The 18972-nt window shown below is 64.7% G+C and carries 16 protein-coding genes; 3 read left to right on the forward strand and 13 right to left on the reverse strand.

Translation table 11 applies throughout. The features are described from left to right. Genes BLU88_RS01745 through BLU88_RS01760 form a run of 4 tightly spaced genes read right to left on the reverse strand, consistent with a single transcriptional unit; the run spans position 1 to position 5273 of the window. Complete coding sequence (locus BLU88_RS01745) at positions 1-1806, reverse strand: gamma-glutamyltransferase family protein (RefSeq protein ID WP_092009475.1); 1806 nt, start codon at positions 1804-1806, stop codon at positions 1-3. Between the two features lies 1 nt (position 1807). Continuing rightward, positions 1808-2722, reverse strand: coding sequence for an ABC transporter permease (locus tag BLU88_RS01750; RefSeq protein WP_092009477.1), 915 nt, complete (start codon positions 2720-2722; stop codon positions 1808-1810). Continuing rightward, positions 2719-3675 carry an ABC transporter permease gene (locus tag BLU88_RS01755; protein WP_092009479.1) on the reverse strand — a complete coding sequence of 319 codons (957 nt, stop codon included), beginning with the start codon at positions 3673-3675 and terminating at the stop codon, positions 2719-2721. The genes BLU88_RS01750 and BLU88_RS01755 overlap by 4 nt, the downstream gene beginning before the upstream one ends. Beyond that, a complete protein-coding gene (locus BLU88_RS01760) occupies positions 3672-5273 on the reverse strand; it encodes an ABC transporter substrate-binding protein (RefSeq protein WP_092009481.1) in 1602 nt (533 codons plus the stop codon). The genes BLU88_RS01755 and BLU88_RS01760 overlap by 4 nt, the downstream gene beginning before the upstream one ends. Positions 5274-5389: 116 nt before the next feature. On the opposite strand from BLU88_RS01760, the gene BLU88_RS01765 reads away from it, so the two are divergent. After that, positions 5390-6100 carry a YoaK family protein gene (locus BLU88_RS01765; RefSeq protein ID WP_231939527.1) on the forward strand — a complete coding sequence of 237 codons (711 nt, stop codon included), beginning with the start codon at positions 5390-5392 and terminating at the stop codon, positions 6098-6100. Between the two features lie 80 nt (positions 6101-6180). Here BLU88_RS01765 and BLU88_RS01770 read toward each other — a convergent pair whose 3' ends face one another. Further along, positions 6181-7476, reverse strand: coding sequence for an MFS transporter (locus tag BLU88_RS01770; protein WP_092009483.1), 1296 nt, complete (start codon positions 7474-7476; stop codon positions 6181-6183). Between the two features lie 79 nt (positions 7477-7555). After that, on the reverse strand, positions 7556-9019 hold the full coding sequence (locus tag BLU88_RS01775; RefSeq protein WP_092017032.1) for a M20/M25/M40 family metallo-hydrolase: 1464 nt from the start codon (positions 9017-9019) through the stop codon (positions 7556-7558). 138 nt (positions 9020-9157) lie between these two features. Between BLU88_RS01775 and BLU88_RS01780 the strand changes: the two genes are divergently transcribed. Next, complete coding sequence (locus BLU88_RS01780; protein ID WP_092009485.1) at positions 9158-10057, forward strand: LysR family transcriptional regulator; 900 nt, start codon at positions 9158-9160, stop codon at positions 10055-10057. A gap of 92 nt (positions 10058-10149) precedes the next feature. After that, entirely contained in the window at positions 10150-11127 is a 978-nt protein-coding gene (locus BLU88_RS01785; protein WP_092009489.1) for a PCC domain-containing protein, read from the forward strand. A 104-nt stretch (positions 11128-11231) separates the two neighbouring features. Here the strand turns inward: BLU88_RS01785 and BLU88_RS01790 are convergent, their stop codons facing one another. The 7 genes from BLU88_RS01790 to BLU88_RS01820 all read right to left on the reverse strand — a co-directional run bounded on the left by BLU88_RS01790 (position 11232) and on the right by BLU88_RS01820 (position 18965). After that, a complete protein-coding gene (locus BLU88_RS01790) occupies positions 11232-11999 on the reverse strand; it encodes an SDR family NAD(P)-dependent oxidoreductase (protein WP_092009491.1) in 768 nt (255 codons plus the stop codon). Positions 12000-12033: 34 nt separating this feature from the next. Continuing rightward, positions 12034-13524, reverse strand: a complete 1491-nt coding sequence (locus BLU88_RS01795) for a TRAP transporter large permease (RefSeq protein ID WP_092009494.1) — start codon at positions 13522-13524, stop codon at positions 12034-12036. Then, positions 13521-14075, reverse strand: coding sequence for a TRAP transporter small permease (locus BLU88_RS01800; RefSeq protein WP_092009496.1), 555 nt, complete (start codon positions 14073-14075; stop codon positions 13521-13523). Before BLU88_RS01800 ends, BLU88_RS01795 begins: the two co-directional genes overlap by 4 nt. 1 nt (position 14076) lies before the next feature. After that, positions 14077-15117, reverse strand: coding sequence for a DctP family TRAP transporter solute-binding subunit (locus BLU88_RS01805; protein ID WP_231939528.1), 1041 nt, complete (start codon positions 15115-15117; stop codon positions 14077-14079). Between the two features lie 94 nt (positions 15118-15211). Next, entirely contained in the window at positions 15212-16135 is a 924-nt protein-coding gene (locus BLU88_RS01810; protein ID WP_092009500.1) for an SDR family NAD(P)-dependent oxidoreductase, read from the reverse strand. Further along, the gene (locus BLU88_RS01815) at positions 16132-17802 is read right to left on the reverse strand and encodes an AMP-binding protein (RefSeq protein WP_092009502.1); all 1671 of its coding nucleotides are present in this window, start codon (positions 17800-17802) and stop codon (positions 16132-16134) included. The genes BLU88_RS01810 and BLU88_RS01815 overlap by 4 nt, the downstream gene beginning before the upstream one ends. Continuing rightward, positions 17802-18965 (reverse strand): thiolase domain-containing protein, encoded by a 1164-nt coding sequence (locus BLU88_RS01820; protein ID WP_092009504.1) that lies wholly within the window; start codon positions 18963-18965, stop codon positions 17802-17804. The genes BLU88_RS01815 and BLU88_RS01820 overlap by 1 nt, the downstream gene beginning before the upstream one ends. Positions 18966-18972: the final 7 nt, after the last annotated feature.

Raw genomic sequence — 18972 nt, forward strand, 5'->3', positions numbered from 1 at the left:
TCACCTTCCTGCCGCGTACCCTTGGGCACCGCGAGGATTCGCTCCTGCCGTCAGTCGACCAGTGCCGGGATCCCGGGTGACGCAGGAGAGTCGGCCGAGGTCCCAGGATCCGGCTCGGGTCACCGTATGTCCCCGGGCGATGAGTCCGTCGATGACATCCTCGCCGAGGCGGTCCTCGACCACTGCTCCACCGGGCACCCAAGTGCGTGGCCAGAACGATCCAGCCAGTGCTGTCGTATGCAGCGCCGGAGCATCGATGGCCTGCTGAGCGGTGTAGCCGCCGACGAGGAGGCGGAGGATGAGCAACAGCTGCCACTGCTCCTGCTGGTCACCGCCGGGCGACCCGAGCGCGATGACGGGTTCGCCGTCCTTCGAGATCAGCGTCGGCGTGAGAGTAGTCCGCGGTCGTTTGCCGGGGGTCAGCGCAGACGGTGAGGTCTCATCGAGCCACATCATCTGCAGCCGGGTGCCGAGGCAGAACCCGAGTTCCGGCACCGTAGGCGAGGACTGCAGCCACCCTCCCGACGGTGTTGCCGAGATGATGTTGCCCCATCGATCGACGACGTCGATGTGGCAGGTGTCGCCGTTGTTTGTGCCGTTCTTCTGAACTGTCGGCTCGCCGATCCCGGCCTTGATGAGCTCTTCCTTGTCCGCTCCTTCGGGCACCAGCGGCGGTCGGAACGCGGGCTCGGTACCGTCACGCCCGGCGCCTGGTCGGAAGTCGTGCGAGGCGTTGTCGGTGATGAGCGCACGGCGACTCGCGGCATAGTCGTCGCTGAGCAGCCAGTCGAGGTCGACGTCTCCGTCACCGTAATAGGTGTCGCGATCCGCCATAGCGAGTTTGAGTGCCTCGAGGATCGTATGTGCGCCGAGTTCGCTCGAGGGATCAAGCCGCTCGTCGTCGAATCCCTCGAGGATCTTCAGGGTCTGCAGCAGCGCCGGACCCTGACCCCAAGCACCGATCTTCGCGATCTGGTATCCGCGGAAGTCGATGGTCACCGGGTCGTCGAAGTGAGCATTGAAGCCCGCGATATCGTCAGCAGTGATGACTCCGGCGTGGTCACTCCCGGTGGCGTGCCTATGCGGGGTGGTGACGAAGCAGGCGATTGCCTCGGCGACGAATCCGGACTTCCACACCTGCCTCGCGGCCTGGATGCGGGCCGCACGGGTCTCGGCACCGTCTCCGGCGGCGATGAGTCGGCGCAGCACCTTAGCGTAGGGACGATTGAACACGAGGTCTCCGGCCTGAGGAATCTCTCCCCCGGGCATCCACTGTTCCGCCGAAGTCGGCCAGTGATCGGTGAACAGCTCGCGGACGCGCTCGATCGCCCCGACCACGCGGCCGAGCACCGGGTGGCCATTTTCGGCATAGTCGATCGTGAAGTCGAGCACGTCGGCGAGTTCCCAGGTGCCGTGATGTTCGAGCAGGTTGAGCCAAGAGTCGACCGCGCCGGGAACGGCGGCGGCAAGCGCACCCGAACCGGGCACCATGTCGAGTCCTTCTCCGCGGTAGTGCTCGATCGTCGCTGCCGCGGGCGCCGGGCCCTGCCCCATCATCACCTGCGGGTGTGCCGGGTCCTCAGCAGTCGCGAAGATGCCTGTCATGTCTCCACCCGGTCCATTGAGGTGGGGTTCGACGACGTGGAGGAGGAACGCACCGGCGACCGCCGCGTCGAAGGCGTTGCCGCCGCGCTCGAGAACCGCCTGCGAAACTGCGGTCGCCAGCCAGTGCGTTGAGGCCGCCATCCCGAAGTGCCCTTCGAGCGTGGGTCGGGTGGTGAAGTCGTCGGGTGGGGTGTATGACACGTCAGTGTCCTTTCTTGGAGTTCGGATCGAGGGCGTCACGCAGAGCGTCGCCGAAGAGGTTGAAGGCCAGACAGATGAACAGGATGGCCAGACCGGGGAACAGCGCAGTCGAAGGCGCGCGGAAGATGTACTGCTGAGCGTCGGAGAGCATGATTCCGAGACTCGGAGAGGGCGGCTGGATGCCGAGCCCCAGGAAGGAGAGCATCGATTCTCCGATCACGGCGGTCGGCAGAATCACCGTGGCCTGGACGATGACCGCCGAAGCGGCGTTGGGCAGGATGTGCATGCCCAGGATACGAGCCTTCGAGGCATCGGTCGCGATCGCGGCTTTGACGAAGTCCGCGGATTTCAGCCGCATCGTCTCGCCTCTGACGACTCGGATCATCGTGGGAACCTGTGAGATGCCCAAAGCGATCGCAGCATTGGAGAGGCTTGGTCCTGAGACAGCGGCCAGCCCGACGGCGATGATGAGGAATGGGAACGCCAGAGTGACATCGGTCAGTCGCGAGATGACAGCATCGAGTCCTCGGAAGTACCCCGCCAGCAGACCCAAGGGGGCCCCGACTACGACGGCGAGAGCTACGGCCAGCAGTCCCACCTGAAGAGAGGCGCGGACACCGAAGGCGAGCCGCGAGAGGATGTCACGACCGAGGTCATCGGTGCCGAAGACGTAGCCGATCGTGCCTGGAATCTGAAACGGGACCTCGAAGTTCGTCTGCGCGAATCCGTAGGGGGCGATCAGTGGCGCAAAGATTCCGATGACGAGGACGATGAAGACCATGACCGAGCCGATGACCCCCATCGGGGTCGACAGGATCGACCTCACCAGCCACAATGCTCGATTGCTCGAGGCGTGGAATTCCGGGTCGAGGCCTTGGATTTTCTTGTCCGTGTTGGTGACGGTGGACGTGCTCATTTGGCATCCTCGTTGACGCGGATCTGGGGGTTGATGACCGAGTAGAGGATGTCGACGGCCAGATTGATGAGAATGTAGGAGGCAGTGATGACGAGGACGACGGCCTGGATGACCGGATAGTCACGGGAGAAGACCGCGTCGAGGGTGAGTTTGCCGATGCCCGGCAGAGCGAAGATCCGCTCGGTGACGACTGCGCCGGAGATCAGCCCGCCCAGCTGCAGGCCGACGATGGTGACGAGGACGATGAGCGAATTGCGCAGTCCGTAGCGGAAGAGCACCCGCGGGCGCGAGAGCCCTTTGGCTCGGGCCATCCGCACGTAGTCAGTCCCCATGGTCTCGATCATCGAGGCTCTCGTCTGCCGGGTGATCACCGCGGCCAGGCTGGTACCGAGGATCACCGCCGGCAGGGTGAGGTAGTAGATGCCACGAATCGGATCGGAGAGAACATCGACATAGCCCGACGCAGGGAACCAGCCGAGGCTCACCGCCAGGGTGAGGATCGCTAGAAGCCCGAGCCAGAAGTTCGGCACCGAGAGCCCGAGAAGGGCGATGAAGTTGCTGCCGATCTCCGGCCACTTCCCGCGGTAGCGTTCGGCGAGCATGCCCAATGCGATGCCGACGACCACGGCGACGACGATGGCGTAGAGGGCCAGCCACAGAGTCACCGGCAGCGTGGTCGCGATCATCGAGGTGACCGGGAGCCCTGTGCGAGTGGAATCGCCGAGGTCGCCGGTGACGATCGATCCGAGAAACTTGAGGAACTGGACCAAGAGCGGCTGGTCGAGGCCCAAGTCCGCACGGATCGCATCGAGTCGTTCGGGGGTTGCCTCTTCGCCGGCCATAGCCAGAGCGGGATCGCCGGGAAGGAGACGTACGCCGAAGAAGATGACGATTCCCGAGAGAACGAAGGTGATGATCGCGTGAAGGATCTTGGTGAGCACGAACCGGGTCATCGCTGACCTCCGTTCTTGAGGAAGCCGGCTTCCGAGAGATGCACGACCCCATCGGAGTAGACGTCGATGCCTGCGACGTTCTCGGTGTAGGCAGTGAGGTTCTTCTGCCGGTAGAGGTAGATGATCGAGTTGATCTCCGCGATCCGCTTGGAGGCCCGGCCGTAGAGTTCGGCGCGTTCGCCTTCGTCGGTGACTTCGCTGGCTCGTGTGAGCAGGTCACTGAGCTCGTCATCGTCGACCCCTGTGACGTTGTTGGCAGCCCCCGGGTAGTGGAAGGTGTAGAGGTTGCCGTGCGGGTCGACGCGGCCCGACCACCCGAGTTGAAGCAGTTCGTAGTCACCGCGATCCTGAGCATCGAGGAGGGCGGTGTACTCCATCGGCTGCACCTTGATGTCGAAGCCGGCTTCCTTGGTGGCCGCCTGCACCGCCTGGGCGAAACGAAGGGTGTCCTGGGTGTTCGAGACCTTCATGTTCACCTTCAGCGGCAACTCGACCCCGGCCTCCTCGAGGAGTTTCTTCGCACCTTCGGGGTCGTAGTCGACGCAGTCGTTGCTCGCATCCGTTGCGAAGGGGCTGTCGGGGGCAATACCGGAACAGGCCGGCGAGAACCATCCGTTGAAGACGGTGTTGACCAGGGCCTTGCGATCAATGGCCATCGACAATGCTCGACGTACCTTAGGGTCCTGCCCCAACGGCGTCTTGAAGTTCTCGGGGTTGTCGCCGAAGCCCATGTTGACCGTCAGTCCTTGGTAGCCGAGTGAAGTTGACTGCAGGAGGCCGATTCCGGTCTCCTCGTCGAGGGCGTCGACGTCCTGCGGGGAGATCGTGTCGGCGACGTGGACGTCGCCGGAACGGATATTCGCGGCGCGAATATTGGCGTCCGTCATGATCTGGTAGGTGATCGAGTCGAGGTGGATCTTGTCTGCGTCGTAGTAGTTGGGGTCTTTGACCACCTTGATCGAAGTCTGGGCGATGCGCTTCTCGAATTTGAACGGCCCGACGCAGACGGGGTTGTCGCCGAAGTCATCGCCCTCGTCCTCCAGGGCTTTCGGCGACATGATCATTCCGGCGCGATCGGCGAGCGCTGCGGTGAAAGGAGCGAAGGGTTTCTCGAAGGTGACTTCGAGAGTGTGGTCGTCGAGCGCGGTGACGTCGTCGATGGGCCCGAGCTCGGCCGCTCGAGATGACTCTTCGAGATTGAGTCCACGTTCGATGGTCGTCTTCACCGCCTCGGCGTCGAAGTCGGTTCCATCGGCGAACTTCACCCCACCCTTCAACGGAATCCTCACCGTCTTGCCGTCCTTGGAGACCGCCGGGAGTTCGGTCGCGAGCATCGGGGTGATCTCACCGTTCTCGTCGATGTCGTAGAGCTTCTGGCACATCGTCTGCATGACGTAGCGAGTGTAGAGCGACGAGGAGGTCGTCGGGTCGAGGCGATCGGGTTCGGACGAGAGGGCCATGACGAGGTCACCGCCTTCCCTGAAGTCTCCCGACTCTGCGCCGACCGACTTCACGTCGCTGCGGTCGGGCGGATCTTCCAAGGGTTGAACCGGAACGCATCCGGCCAGCAGAACAGCACCGGCAAGCGCTGCAACCATCCGTAATTTCACACGCACTCCCATGAGGGCAACAGGTCGATGAGGAATATTTGCATACAATCTAACCGTTGCCTAAAGTTTTGTATACAAATTCTGAGAACTTTCCGAATGATGGGATGGACACCATGAACCGTCGCCTCGACCTGGCCATGCTCCTGCTGCTGACCTTCTCGACCGGCATGGTCGACGCCATCGGCTACCTCGGCTTCGACAAGGTCTTCACCGGCAATATGACCGGCAACGTCGTCATCCTCGGCATGGGCCTCGCCGGCGCCGACGGCGTCCCCGTCCTTCGCCCCGCCCTCGCCCTCGTGTTCTTCATGCTCGGCGCTGCACTGTCCGGTCGCATCCTCGGCGACATCGGCGAGAACTGGCACCACCGCACGACCGTGATCTTCTCCGGCGTCGCCGTCGGCTGTGCTGCACTGTCCCTCTACGTGGCACTCGTGCCCGATCCCGAGATCGGCCTCGCCGGAACGATCTTCACCTCAGCCCTGTCCGCGCTCATGGGCGCGCAGGCTGCGGCTGCACGGAAGATGAAGATCGCCGACGTCACAACCGTGGTGGTGACCTCGACGATCGTCGGCCTCGCCGCCGATTCGAGCCTGGCCGGCGGAGACAACGTCCGCTGGATCCGCCGTGCCCTCGCCGTCGTCCTCATCCTCATCGGCGCGCTGGCGGGTGCCGCCACGCTCATGCTCAATCAGTGGATCGGCATCGCCCTCGTCGCCGTCATGATCTCCGCCGCAGCCGTGATCGGCCACCTCGGTGAGAAGAAGAGACGAACCCGCGCCGAGGCGGCCGCCGCCGTTTCGTCGAACGTCTGAGTTCCGAATCCGCCCAGTCAGGGCCGCAGCCGCAATCGGCCACGGCCCCGCTTTTACGGCTGCGCTCTTCTCGTTCAGCGTCAGCGCACGCCGAGCTTCTTCCACACAGTGAGGATTGCCGCCACGCTCAGCGCTCCGGCGAGCAGCACCCAGTAGGCCGGGGCCTTCGCGTCACCGGTGATGCCGATGAGCCAGGCCGCCACCAGCGGGGTCAGTCCTCCGAAGATGGCAACGCCGACGTTGTAGCCCAGGGACAATCCAGTCCCGCGCACCTCGGTCGGGAAGATGTCGCCCATGACGCTGGCTAACGGTCCGTAATAGGTGGCCTTCAGGATCGAGAAGATGATGACCACGACGATGAGCACCGTCAGCGCACTAGCCGCGACGACCCAGGTGAAGAGGACCCAGGTGAGCACCATGACCGCGAGCGCTGCTGGAATCATGAAGGTCAGCCGTCCGACCTTGTCGCAGAAGTAGCCGGCGACTGGTGTGCAGACGAGCAGCACGAGTCCGGACACCAAGGTCGCCCAGAATCCCGCGGAGCTGTTCATACCGAGGTTGTCGACAGCGTAGGTCGGGACATACGTGATGAAGTAGTTCAGGCAGGTCGAGACGGCGATCGCGCCGATCGCCAGCAGCACCGCCAGTTTGTGATGCCGCAGCACACCTCCGATGGCCGCTGCTTCCTTGGGCTTCTCTGCCTGGGCAGCGGCGAACTCAGGAGATTCGGGAACATGCCGTCGAATGTAGAGTCCCACCGGGCCGACGAGGAGTCCGACGATGAATGGCAGGCGGAAGCCCCAGATCTCAAGCTGGTCCTGAGTCAGCATCGTCGTCACGGCCACACCGATGACAGAAGCCAAAATCGTCGACATCGCTTGCGAGGTGAACTGCCAGCTTGCAGCGAACCCTCGGCGATCGGGCAGGTGTTCGACCATGAGAGACGTCGCCGAGCCGAATTCTCCTCCGGCGGCAAACCCCTGGATGAGCCGGGCGAGCAGAATGAGCAGCGGCGCAGCCAGTCCGATGACATGTGCCGGTGGCATGAGCACGATCATCAGTGTGCCAGCGAACATCAGCCAGATCGTCAGCGTCAGCGCCGGTTTGCGTCCCTTCCGGTCAGCAAAGCTGCCGAGCACGATTGCTCCGACCGGGCGGATGAAGAACGAAAGCGCGAAAGTGCCCAGGGCCAGCATCACTGAGACCGCATGGCTCTCGGAGGGGAAGAACGCCACGGAGATGTAGACGGAGAAGTACGCATAGACCGAGATGTCATACCACTCGAGGGCGTTGCCGATCGAGGCCGCGGTGATGACCTTCCACGATTTCACCGGTTTGTTCTCAGCGGTATTCTGCGCTGACAGCTGTTCTGTCATGACTGGGCTCCTTTGCCTGCAGTGTGGTGCTGGAATGGCTTGATAGTCGACAAAAAGGGGGTTCTGGAATCTGACGGAGTCACTTGGAGCTGAACCAGTCGTCCGGACGCATATGCATATCCCAGAACATTCCCGTCATGATCTCCGCACCCTGCTCGAGGATCGATACCAGGGCATGTTCATCGGGCGCGTGCTGGTTGCAGCCCGGGTAGGAATGCGGCACCCATACCGTCGGCAACCCGAGCACTTCGGCGAAGACATCGTTCGGGATCGTGCCTCCGAGGTTCGGCTCAACGGCGACCTCGAGTCCGGTCGTCTCACGGATCGATTCCACCGCCGCCGTGACGACTCGTGCTCCCGGGTCCAAGCGTGTGGCCGGCATGCAGTGTTCGAACTCGACCGCGACCCCATGGATCCCGTTTTCTTCAAGGAAGGTCCGGACCCGGTTCTCGAAGTCACTCACATCGGTGCCGACGACGTATCGCAGCTGCATGCTCGCCGAGGCGGCGCCCGGGATCGCGTTGACGACCTGAGCCGGATCGCCCGCGTCGAGGGCGAGAACCTCGAGGACGTTGAATGCGAAGACCCTCTCTGCCGGGCTCAGGCCGGGCTCGCCCCAGTCCGGATCGGTCTCCGGTGCTCCCTCCTCTACGATCTCGGGCAGCTTCGCCACCGCATCGAGCACCGAGGCGGGAGGAGCGTCGGGACGCAGAGCAGGGATCTGGATGACGCCGTTGCCGTCGACCAGAGAACTGATCGCAGCGGCGATGACCGTGGCCGGGTTCCGCAGACGACCGCCCCAGTTGCCCGAGTGATGGTCGCCGTCGCGTTCGTGGGCGACGAGGCGGAAATTCAATGCTCCGCGGGAGCCGAGGAACAGCGTCGGCACCTCGGCGGCGATCCGTGGACCGTCGGAGGCGAGGAAGAGATCGGCCGAGAGCTCTTCGGCATGTGCTGCTGCGAAGGAGCGCAGGCCCTTAGACCCTGCCTCCTCAGCGGTCTCGACGAGAATCGTGACGTTGTAGCCCAGCGTCGCCTCGGCGACTCCGCTTTCCGCGTGGAGTCCATCGAGGACGGTTCGCAGTGCCGCCGTGTTCACGCTGTGTTGGCCCTTGTTGTCGGCGGTGCCGCGACCGTACAGTCGATCCCCGTCACGGGTGAGTATCCAGGGGTCGAGCCCATCGGCCCACTGCGAGTCGTGAGCGAACTGCACATCAGCGTGGCCGTAGAGCAGCACCGTCGGCAGCTTCTCGCCCTCGACGCGCTTGGCGATGAGCAGCGGATGCTCGTCCGATTCCGGATTGTCGTGGATGGTCGAAGCGAAGCCGAGCTCGTCAAGTTCCGGAACCAGCTCTTCGCTGAGGTAGGCCAGCGCCGCCGGCCCGCCTCCGGGAGCTTGGCTTTCGGTGCGCCGGGCGACTCTGCGGGAGAGCCGATCGATGAAGTCTGCGCTGCGGACGAATTCGCCCGCACGCCGGGCAAGGTCGGTTCGGGTTTCGGGGGAATCTTCCGCACCCTCGCGGACAGTGTTCTCTGCGTTCATGTCTGTCAGCATCGCCCAGCAGACGACTCAGCAACACCCGGATCAGTCCACTTTCGGGTGCGATTCCCGCACCGAGGTGGTGCATTTCCTGCACCACCGACGTACTCTGGAGTCGCACCCGGCCGAAGGACGACCACGATGACCGATCTCCGCAGTCTCAAGACCCTGCTTGCCGTTGTCGAATACGGGTCGATCCATCTTGCCGCACGCTCCATCTTCATCTCACATTCCACGGCAAGTCGCCAGATCAGAAGCCTGGAGGAGCACTACGGCACGACGCTCTTCGAGAGATCGAGTTCTGGCGTCCTCCCGACGGCTCAATGCTTGGCAGTGGCGGACTTCGCGCGCAGAACTGTTGCAGAGTCGGAATTGCTCGCCGATTCGTTCGGGGAGTATTCGGGCGCTGTCGAAACCGTCTCGATCGTGACGAGCACCGGATTGGGCCAGACCGTGGTGGCCGATGCCATCAACCGCCTGATGCGGATGACTGACAGAGTTCAGGTCAGCATCATCGACCGAGGCTCGGTCGAAGCTCTGCAGGTGCTGCGGAACCGGCGGGCCGATCTGTGCGTGAATTTCTCCGTCTCCAACCACGAATTCGGCACACTGCCTGGGGTCCGCAAGGTAGCTGAGGCAGAAGCGACGAATTTCGCGATTCTCGATGGACACCATCCGCTGGCTGAGCGCACCAGTCTCTTCATCAGCGACATGACCGACTTCCCTGTCGGCACACTCCCTGCAGGAAACACCGCTCGAATGCGCATCGAGCAGGCGGTGAGGGCACAGGGGCAGGTCTTCTCCCCCTCACTCGAGGCCACCTGTCCGGTTCTCATGCTGCGCTCCCTTGTGGGCACTTCCATGATCGCGATGATGGCCGGTCGAACCATTCCGACGAACCTCAATGCAGTCGGATGCAAAGCGATTCCGATCATCGATCCGGATATCGAATCGCGCTACATTCAGGTCCTCGAAGCCGACCCGCGTCGCGAATCCCACGGCCTCGACCTCATGGTGGAGGCTCTGAGGAACAGTCTCTGAGAGTTCCAGCGTCTGCGCACTTCCTCCAGCCTCATGTTCCACATCATGGGTCCTGGCGAGCGCCGACGCTCCTCGCCGCCGATAATCGAGGCATGAGCAATGGAGCCGAGACGACAGATCTGCCCGGACCGACTTTTCCCCTCAAAGACCCGGGAGAAGCGGTCGTTCACGCCGGACCACGCCTGGTTCCGCGCATCGTCTCCGTGCCGACTCGCTGCACCGAGCACCTCATCGACCTTGCCGAAGGCGCCGACGTGTTCGCCGCGTTCGAAGCTGCGCTTGGCACCGACGGCACCAACGGCATCATGGCCGAGTTCGTCTCCGGGCAGTTCGGCCGCATCGACTATGTCCATCCCGCCTACGGCCCCGATGCCGAACACCCGATGTCGTTCACCGAGGCGTTCAGCCTCGACACCCCCACGAGACTTCGCCACGCCTCGGCGACGATCGGCTTCCGCGAAGGAACACCGTTCTGCCACATCCATGCCTCATGGACCTGTGCTGACGGCACGATCAGGGGCGGACATCTGCTGCCGGGCACGCTCGCCGGTCCCGAGGGTCTGAGGATTCGCCTGTATATCCTCGCCGATGCCCGGCTTGTCAGCGAGGTCGATCCAGAGACCGGGTTCTCCGCCTTCGCTCCGCACCCGGTCGGGTCCAAGTCGGCCGGTGTCGAGGCCCGGACGTCTGCGACGACGTGGCCGGCGCAGACCGTCGCGCCTTCGAACCCAGCCTTCCCTGACTCCGTCGTCTCCCGGATCCGTCCCGGTGAGATCCTCGACGAGGCGGTCCTCGCCGTCTGCCGCAATGCCGGCTTCGATTCCGCCGAGGTGGTCGCGAGTCTCGGCAGCACGACCGGTGCCGTGTTCACGGGCCGCACCGCCCCGTGGCCGGCCGTCGAGTTCACGCATCTGAGCGGCACCGTGACCGGAGCACAGACCACAGCACCGCAGTGCACCCTTTCCGGCGAAGTCGTCGACGTCGCCGGAGAGGTCCATTCTGGTGTCCTCATAAATAGTGCCAACCCGGTCGCAGTGACCTTCGAGCTCTTCGTCCGCCGCGCCGCCTGACCAGACGACAGCCCTGACCATATAAGCCAGCAGAGACAACGATCCCCGCACTATCCTGAAGATCATGCGGGGATCGTCTGATCGAGCTCACAACACTCAAACGCTCACGACATCACGGCCCCGCCGTCGACGCGCAGGATCTGTCCCGTCGTGAACGCGGCACCGTCGGTGGCGAGATAGGCGACCGCCTCGGCGATCTCGTCGGGCTGCCCCATGCGGTCGAGCGCCTGCCCCGAGGTGTCGTAGTCCTGACCGGCGGTGAGCGCAGATTCGACCGGGCCGGGTGCCACCGAATTGCAGCGGATGCCCTGCCGTCCGTATTCCTTGGCCACCCACTTCGTCAGCGCGATGATCCCGCCCTTGCTCGCCGCATAGGCCGGCCCTGACCGTGCCCCGGCCTCCCCGTCGGAGACCGCTCCGCCGTTGATGCCCGAGATCGACGAGATGTTGATGATCGACCCACGTCCGGCATCGATCATGTGCGGGTGGACGGCGGCCTTGATGAAGTTGAACGTCCCACCGAGGTTGGTCTCGATGTCCCGCTGCCACTGCTCTGCGGTGATCTCATCGATGCCGATGCGCGCGGCCGTGCCCGCATTGTTGACGAGGATGTCGAGTCCCCCGAACGTCGAGACGAACGATCCGACCGCGGCAGTCACCTCGTCGGCGTCGCGGACATCGAGTGAGAACGCGGCGAACCGCTGATCCGGGTACTCCGAGGCCAGCCCGGCGGCCGCCTCCTCGGCACCCTTGAGGTCGACGATGCCGACTGAGGCACCCCGCCTGGCCAGCGCAGTGGCGATGGCCAGGCCGATGCCCTGGGCAGCACCGGTGACCAGCGCCGTCTTGTTCGTGAGCAGATACGGTTCCATGATTCTCCTTCGACAGAGTTGAGAGAGGCGTGAGTTAACCGACCCCGAGCAGATCGGGCAGCCAGTTCGAGATCGCCGGGATGTAGGTGATGAGCAGCAGGGCGATGATCGCGCAGATGAGGAACGGCACGACTCCGCGCACGACCTCCTCGAGTCTGATCTTCCCGATGCCCGCACCCACGTAGAGGTTGAGGCCGACCGGCGGGGTGAACAGTCCGATCGCGAGGTTGACGGTCATGAACACGCCGATCGTCGTCATGTCCACGCCCACGCCGATGAGGATCGGCACGAGGATCGGGATGAACAGGTAGAACGCGCTGATCGCGTCGACGAAAGCGCCGACGATGAGCAGGATGATCGTGATCGCCGCGAGGATGATGTATTTGTTGTCCGTCACGCCCAGTACTGCCGTCGAGATCCGGTCTGCCACACCCTCGACGGTGATGACATACGAGAAGAGGCTGGCGACGCCGACGATGAACATGATGACCGCGGTCGAGACTCCGGACTCGAGGAACACCTTCGGCATGTCCTTCCAGGTCAGCTCCCGGTAGACGAATACTCCGACGATAAGCGCGTACACGGATGCGACGGCTCCTGCCTCGGTGGGGGTGAAGATTCCGCCGTAGATCCCGCCGAGGATGATCACCGGTATGAGCAGGCCGGGGATGGCCTTGACCAGCGCGGTCAGGATCTCGCCGAACCCGCCTGCGGGATTGACCGTGACCGTCGGATCCGCGGTTCCGACGCCTGTTCCGGAGGATCCGGACTTCGCCGAGGCAGCTTTCCCGTTCGTCGTCAGCAGCTGAGTCCTGCCCGCTGGCGCATCGTCACCCGAACCGGTCGCAGACGCCCCGGTCGACGCGGACCCGGGCCCCGCCTCGGCGCCGGTCTTGGCCTTCACCGGCAGACCGGCGAGCTCACGCACCCTGGGTACGAACAGGGCGGCGATGAAGAATGCGAGCGCCATGATGATGCCGGGCACGATGCCGGCGATGAACAGCCGGGAGATCGAGATCTTGCCGAACTCGGCGGCGACGACGGCGAAGATGATGAACGCGATCGACGGTGGAACGACGATGCCCATCGAACCGGACGCCGCGACGAGGGAGACCGCGTGCTTCTTCTGGTACCCGTTGCGCACGAGCGCGGGGATGAGGATCGCACCGATCGCGGCCACGGTGGCCGGTCCGGATCCGGAGATCGCGGAGAAGAAGAACGCGGAGATGATCGTCACTGCGGCCAGACCGTGGCGCAAGCGCCCGAAGATGAGGAACGCGAGGTCGACGAGCCGCTGCGAGATGCCCGTGTACTGCATGACGATGCCGGCGAGGATGAAGAACGGGATCGCCAACAGCGTGCCCGAACTCATCGATGGGAACATCACCGAGGGCACGACGTCGAGGACCTGCACACCGTCGGTGGTGACAAGGGTGACGACGGCGGAGAGCCCGAGGGCGAAGGCGACGGGGATTCCGAGGCCGAGGAACAGGAAGAAGCTGCCGAATAGCAGGAGCGCGATCATTTCCGGCCTCCTTCGACATCGGTCGAGAATTCGGACGAGTCGATGGTCGGGGCGGCCTCGCTGGCGAGCCTCTCGACGACCGCCTCGGCGGAGGTGTCCTCATGCAGTGCCGTCCGCAGGGCCTGGAGGCTGCGGATGATTCCGAGCAGACCGGCCAAGGGGATGGACAGGGTGAACAGCCACTGCGGGATGCCCAGCGACGGCGTCGCCCGGCCGCGCAGGCCCTGTGCGATCGTCATCTCCCCACCCCAGATGAGGAGGACGGCGAGGAAGACGACGATGAGGGTGGTGCCCGTGATGAGCAGAGCCCGGCGGACACTGCCCTTCGCATTGTCGACGATGTAGCTGAACCCGAGATGCGCGCCGAGTCGGATCCCGACGACCGCTCCCATCATCGTGAGCACGACGAGGAGGTTGATGGTGATCTCCTCGGAGAAGGCCAGCGAGGCCTTGAAGATGTAGCGGGAGAGGACGTTGACGAAGGTGACGAGGACGATCACCATGAATGAGGCGATGACCACCCAGTCCTCGAAGAATCTGATGACTCTCATCTCACAGTCCTTTCGGGATGAACGCTTGGGACATGTCCGGTCCCCAGACCTTGCGGTATTCGCTGTAGATCGGACCCAGCTTGGCGCGGAAGGCGTCCTTCTCCTCATCGCTGAGTTCGTTGACCTCCATGCCCGAGTCCTCGAGTTCGGCGATGAGCTTCTGCTCGCCGTCGCGGTTCTTCTTGATCTGGAACTCGTTGGCTTCGCCCGCCAGACGGCTCACGAGCTTCTGGTCCTCGGGCGTCAGGGAATCGAAGAGGTCCTTGTTGACGCCGAGGATGAGCGGATCGTAGGAGTAGTTCCACAGCGTCAGATACGGCTGGACCTCCTGCAGGTTCGCCGAGTAGATGACGTCGATCGGGTTCTCCTGACCGTCGATGGCTCCCTGCTGCAGGGCGGTGAAGACCTCGCCGAAGGGCATCGTCGTCGGATTCGCACCGATCTGCCGGTAGAGGTCGGTGTACATGCCGAAGCCGGGGATGCGGAACTTCATCCCCTTCATGTCGTCGGGCGTGTGGATGGGCCGGTGCGTATTCGTCAGCTGCCGCATCCCGGATTCGCCGAAGCCGAGCAGATGCACTCCGCGTTCGGCGAGGTAGTCACCGTAGACGTCCCCGCCTTTGCCGGCGAGCGCCTTCTGCCCGTCCTCGACGGAGTCGAAGACGAAGGGTGCGGTGACGGCGCCGAAGCGCGGGTCGACGCCGGCGTAGATGATCGGCGAGTTGTAGGAGAAGTCCTTCGCCCCGTCCATGAGCTGCTCGACCCCGGCCGTGGCTTCACCGGCCGACAGGCGTTCGTTGGCGAAGACCTTCATCGTGATCCGGCCGTCGGTCTCGGTCTCGAGGTCCTTGGCGAACTTCTCCGCCGCGAGGTACCACGTGCTCGTCGAGCCCGTCGTCACCGTCATCTTCCACCGGTAGCGCTGCTTTCCGTCGTCGGTGGTGCCGAAGTTCGTTCCGCACCCTGCCAGCAGCAGGGCGCACACCATCAGTACGGCGGACCAGACGAGCATGGTTCTCGTCGTCCGTGTTCTCGGCACCATTGCCTCCTTTGTTTCCGTTATCTCACTGTCGTTGAGTTCGCTGGGGCCGGTCGTCCGCCGAGGCGTCCCGCCCCTTTTGGTCCCACCGGATCGTTCACTGTTTCGGCATCCCCGCGTAATGGGTCAGTCCCCCGTCGACGGGGATGAGCGTGGAGTTGATGTAGGCCGATTCGCCCGAGGCGAGGAACACCGCGAGGTCCGCAACATCCTCGGGGCGGCCCATCTTCCCCGTCGGCGACTGGGCGTGACGGGCCGCGAGCATGTCCTCGACCGAGTCATAGTGGCCGCTGATCGAGCGGTGGATCAGCGGGGTCTCGATGAGTCCCGGAGCAATCGAGTTCGCACGGATGCCCTCGGAGGCGTACTGCGCGCCGACGACTTTCGTCAGTTCGATGAGTCCGGCCTTCGAGGCCGCGTACGCCGGGTAGTCATAGCCCATGTAGCGCATCCCGCCGACCGAGGACACCGTGATGATCGACCCATGACCGGCTGCGCGCATGTGCGGCAGGGCTTGTTTGATCGCGGAGAACGCCCCGGTGAGGTTGACGTCGAGGGCACGCCGGAAGCCGTCGGTCTCGAGCTCGTCGACTCCCCCGTTGACGACGATGCCGACATTGTAGTGGAGCACGGTCGGCCCACCGAGGCGGTCGGCGCAGTGAGCGAAGGCCGCAGCCAGCGAGTCGTCGTCCCCGACGTCGGCGACGACCGTGGTCAGCTGAGCGTCGAGAGCAACCCCGCCGATGTGGCCCGCCCCAGTCGTGACCGCGTCGTTCGCGCCGGTCAGAGTGGTCTGGCCGGTTTGGGCCGCCGCCTCGGCGAGGGTCTTCTTCGCCTGGTCGAGGGCGTTCGGGTCACGGTCGACGATGCAGACCTTCGCACCCTCGCGAAGGAACGCGGTCGCCGCAGCGAAGCCGTTGTTCACCTCCCCGTCCGGAGTGCCGCAGCCGATGGCCATGATCGTCGTGCCGACCAACCTACCCATCGGCTCTGACACGGCTGCCGTCCCTGTCGTGTTCATCGTGCGCTGCCCCGTCCTTGGGAGTATTCGGCCTTGAGTTCCCTGCGAGCGAGTTTGCCGTAGGCGGTGACCGGCATGGTGTCGACGACGTGGATCTCCTTGGGCACCTTGTATTTCGCCAATCCTGATCTGCACAGCTCGGTCAGCCGCTCGGCCAGGTCAGCGGCAGAGCCCTCTGCGGGTTCGATGACGGCCACGCCGATCTCGCCCCACTGCGGGTCAGGCACGCCCACGACGACGGCCTGGGCCACCTCGGTGTCGGTGAGCAGGAGTTCCTCGATCTCGCGGGGGTAGACGTTCGAACCTCCGGAGATGTACATATCGGATTTCCGGCCGGTGAGGAACAGGTACCCGCGGTCGTCGAGGTAGCCGACATCCCCGGTGTGGAAGACACCACCGGCGAAGGACTCGGAGTTGGCATCGGGCCGGCCGAGGTAGCCGGCGCACACGGTCGGTCCGGCCACGCAGACTTCGCCTTGGACACCGGCTGGCAGCTGCTTGCCGGTCTCGTCGACGATGACGATCTCGACGCCGGTGCGGGCACGGCCGCAGGTGCCGATGCCCGCATCGTCGACGGGGATGACTCCGTGATCCTCGGGGCGGAGGATCGTGATCGCTCCGGTCACCTCGGCGAGTCCGAAGTACTGGACGAGGCAGGGTCCGAGCCGCTCGAGTGCCCTGGCCTGGTCGGTCGCGAGCATCGGAGCACCTGCGTAGATGACGCGCTCCAGGGTGTGGTCCTCAGGCCCGCGGCCCGCCGGGTAGCCGGCGGCGATGCGATTGAGGATGGTCGGGACGGTGAAGGCGTTCGTGATCCCATAAGCGTCGATCGCCGGCCACAGGGACTCCACGCTGGGCTTGCCGCCGGGGTGGATGACCGATGGGGTGCCGCCGAAGACCTGCCCGAGCATGTGGATGCCCGCCCCGTGCGACAGCGGCGCGAGCACGAGGGACGCCCCGGTCTCATCCTCGTCGGGGAAGAGGTCGCAGCGGTGGTTCATGAGCACCGCGCCGAGGTGGCGGTGCGTGAACGTCGCGGCCTTGGGGCGGCCGGTCGACCCGGAGGTGAAGAAGTACCAGCAGGGGTCGTCCTCGTCGACCGCCGAGTCGACGCACACCTCCGCCGAGACCACCCCTGCGCGGCCGGACGACCCTGTGCCGGGGATGGTTTGGGCGCTGCGGGGTCCGCTCGGCGAGGTGTGGCCGGCAGGGAGCTCACCGATCCAGAAGACGGGGCCGGTGAAGCCCTGGGCCTGAAGGGCTGTGACGAAGTCCGCATGGGCGCGGTCGGCGATGACGGCAGCGGGGGCCACCTCGGTGCTGATGCCGAGAAGCTCCTCGGTCGACAGGGCGGAGTTCGGCGGGGCGATGACACCGCCGGAGCGCAGAATTCCCCAGAAGGACTGGATCACCTCGGCGTGGTTGGCCGAGACGAGGAGGACGGTGTCGCGACGGTTGACGCCACCGGCTTGGAGTGCGGCGGCGAGCGCTTCGGCGCGGGAGTCGAGTTCGGCCCAGGTCCAGCGCTGCCCGTGGTCGTCGTCGACGACGGCGAGGCGGTCAGGGATGCGCCGGGCGGTCTGGGTGAGGAAGTGGGAGACGTTGACCCCGCGCCGAGGTGTGGGAGTGAAGTCCTTCGCCGGGGAGGTCTGGGAGATGGGGCGCATCAGCGGGCGCGCTCGAGGACGGAGGCGAAGTTCGAGACGGCGGCACCGCCCATGTTGAAGACTCCGGCGAGTTCCGGGTTCTCGATCTGGATGCCGGGCGAGCGGCCCGTCAGCTGTGCGGCGGCCAGCGCATGCATGGACACTCCTGTCGCGCCGATGGGGTGGCCCTTGGCCTTGAGCCCGCCGGAGGGATTGACCGGCAGCCGACCGCCGACCTCGGTGGCGCCGTCGTTCAGCAGAGTGTGGCCCTGGCCGGGGGCGGCGAGTCCGAACGCTTCGTATTCGAGGAGTTCGGCGATCGTGAAGCAGTCGTGGGTTTCGAGGAAGTCGAGTTCGTCGATGCCGATGCCGGCGGCCTTGAGCGCCTGTTCCATTGCGGCACGTGCTCCGGCCATCTCGAGCGGGTCTCGCTGGGACAGCGGCAGCACGTCGTTGGCGTTGCCCATGCCTCTCCAGGTCACGGCCTGGGGTGCGGAGGCGGCGACATCCTCGGCGGCCAGGACGAGCGCCGCGGCTCCGTCGGAGACCATCGAGCAGTCGGTGCGTCGCAGGGGTTCGGCGACATAGGGGTTCTTCTCGCTCACGGTGTTGCAGAAGTCGAAGCCGAGGTCCTTCTGCATATGGGCAAGCGGGTTCTGCGATCCGTTCGCGTGGTTCTTCGCGGCGATCTTCGCCAGTGCTTCGGAGTGGTCGCCGTAGCGGTCGAAGTACTGGCGGGCGATTTCGCCGAAGACGCCGGCGAAGGATTTGAAGTGCTCTTCCTCTTCCCGGAAGCTGGCGCTGAGCAGCACTTCGTTGACGTCGTGTCCGGACGCCTGGGTCATGCGTTCGGCGCCGATGACGAGTGCGGTGCGGTGGCGGCCGGCGGAGATGGAGTCGTGGGCGGCGAAGATCGCAGCGGACCCTGTGGCGCAGGCGTTCTCGTGCCGATGGGCGGGAGTGCGGGCGAGTTCGGGGAACACGGTGCCAGGCAGTGCGGCTTCGAAGCCCTGATGGGAGAGTCCGTTGTTGAACACGCCGACGTGGATGACGTCGATGTCGGCCGGTTCCAGTCCCGCCTCGGCGATGGCATCGCGGGCGATGTCGGCCATCATCTGAGGCAGGGGTGATTCGGACCGACCGAACTTTCCGTGGGACCAGCCGATGATCGCAGGTGAGGACATGGACACT

The organism is Brevibacterium siliguriense (genome assembly GCF_900105315.1).
In the GTDB taxonomy this organism is placed as follows: Bacteria; Actinomycetota; Actinomycetes; order Actinomycetales; family Brevibacteriaceae; genus Brevibacterium; species Brevibacterium siliguriense.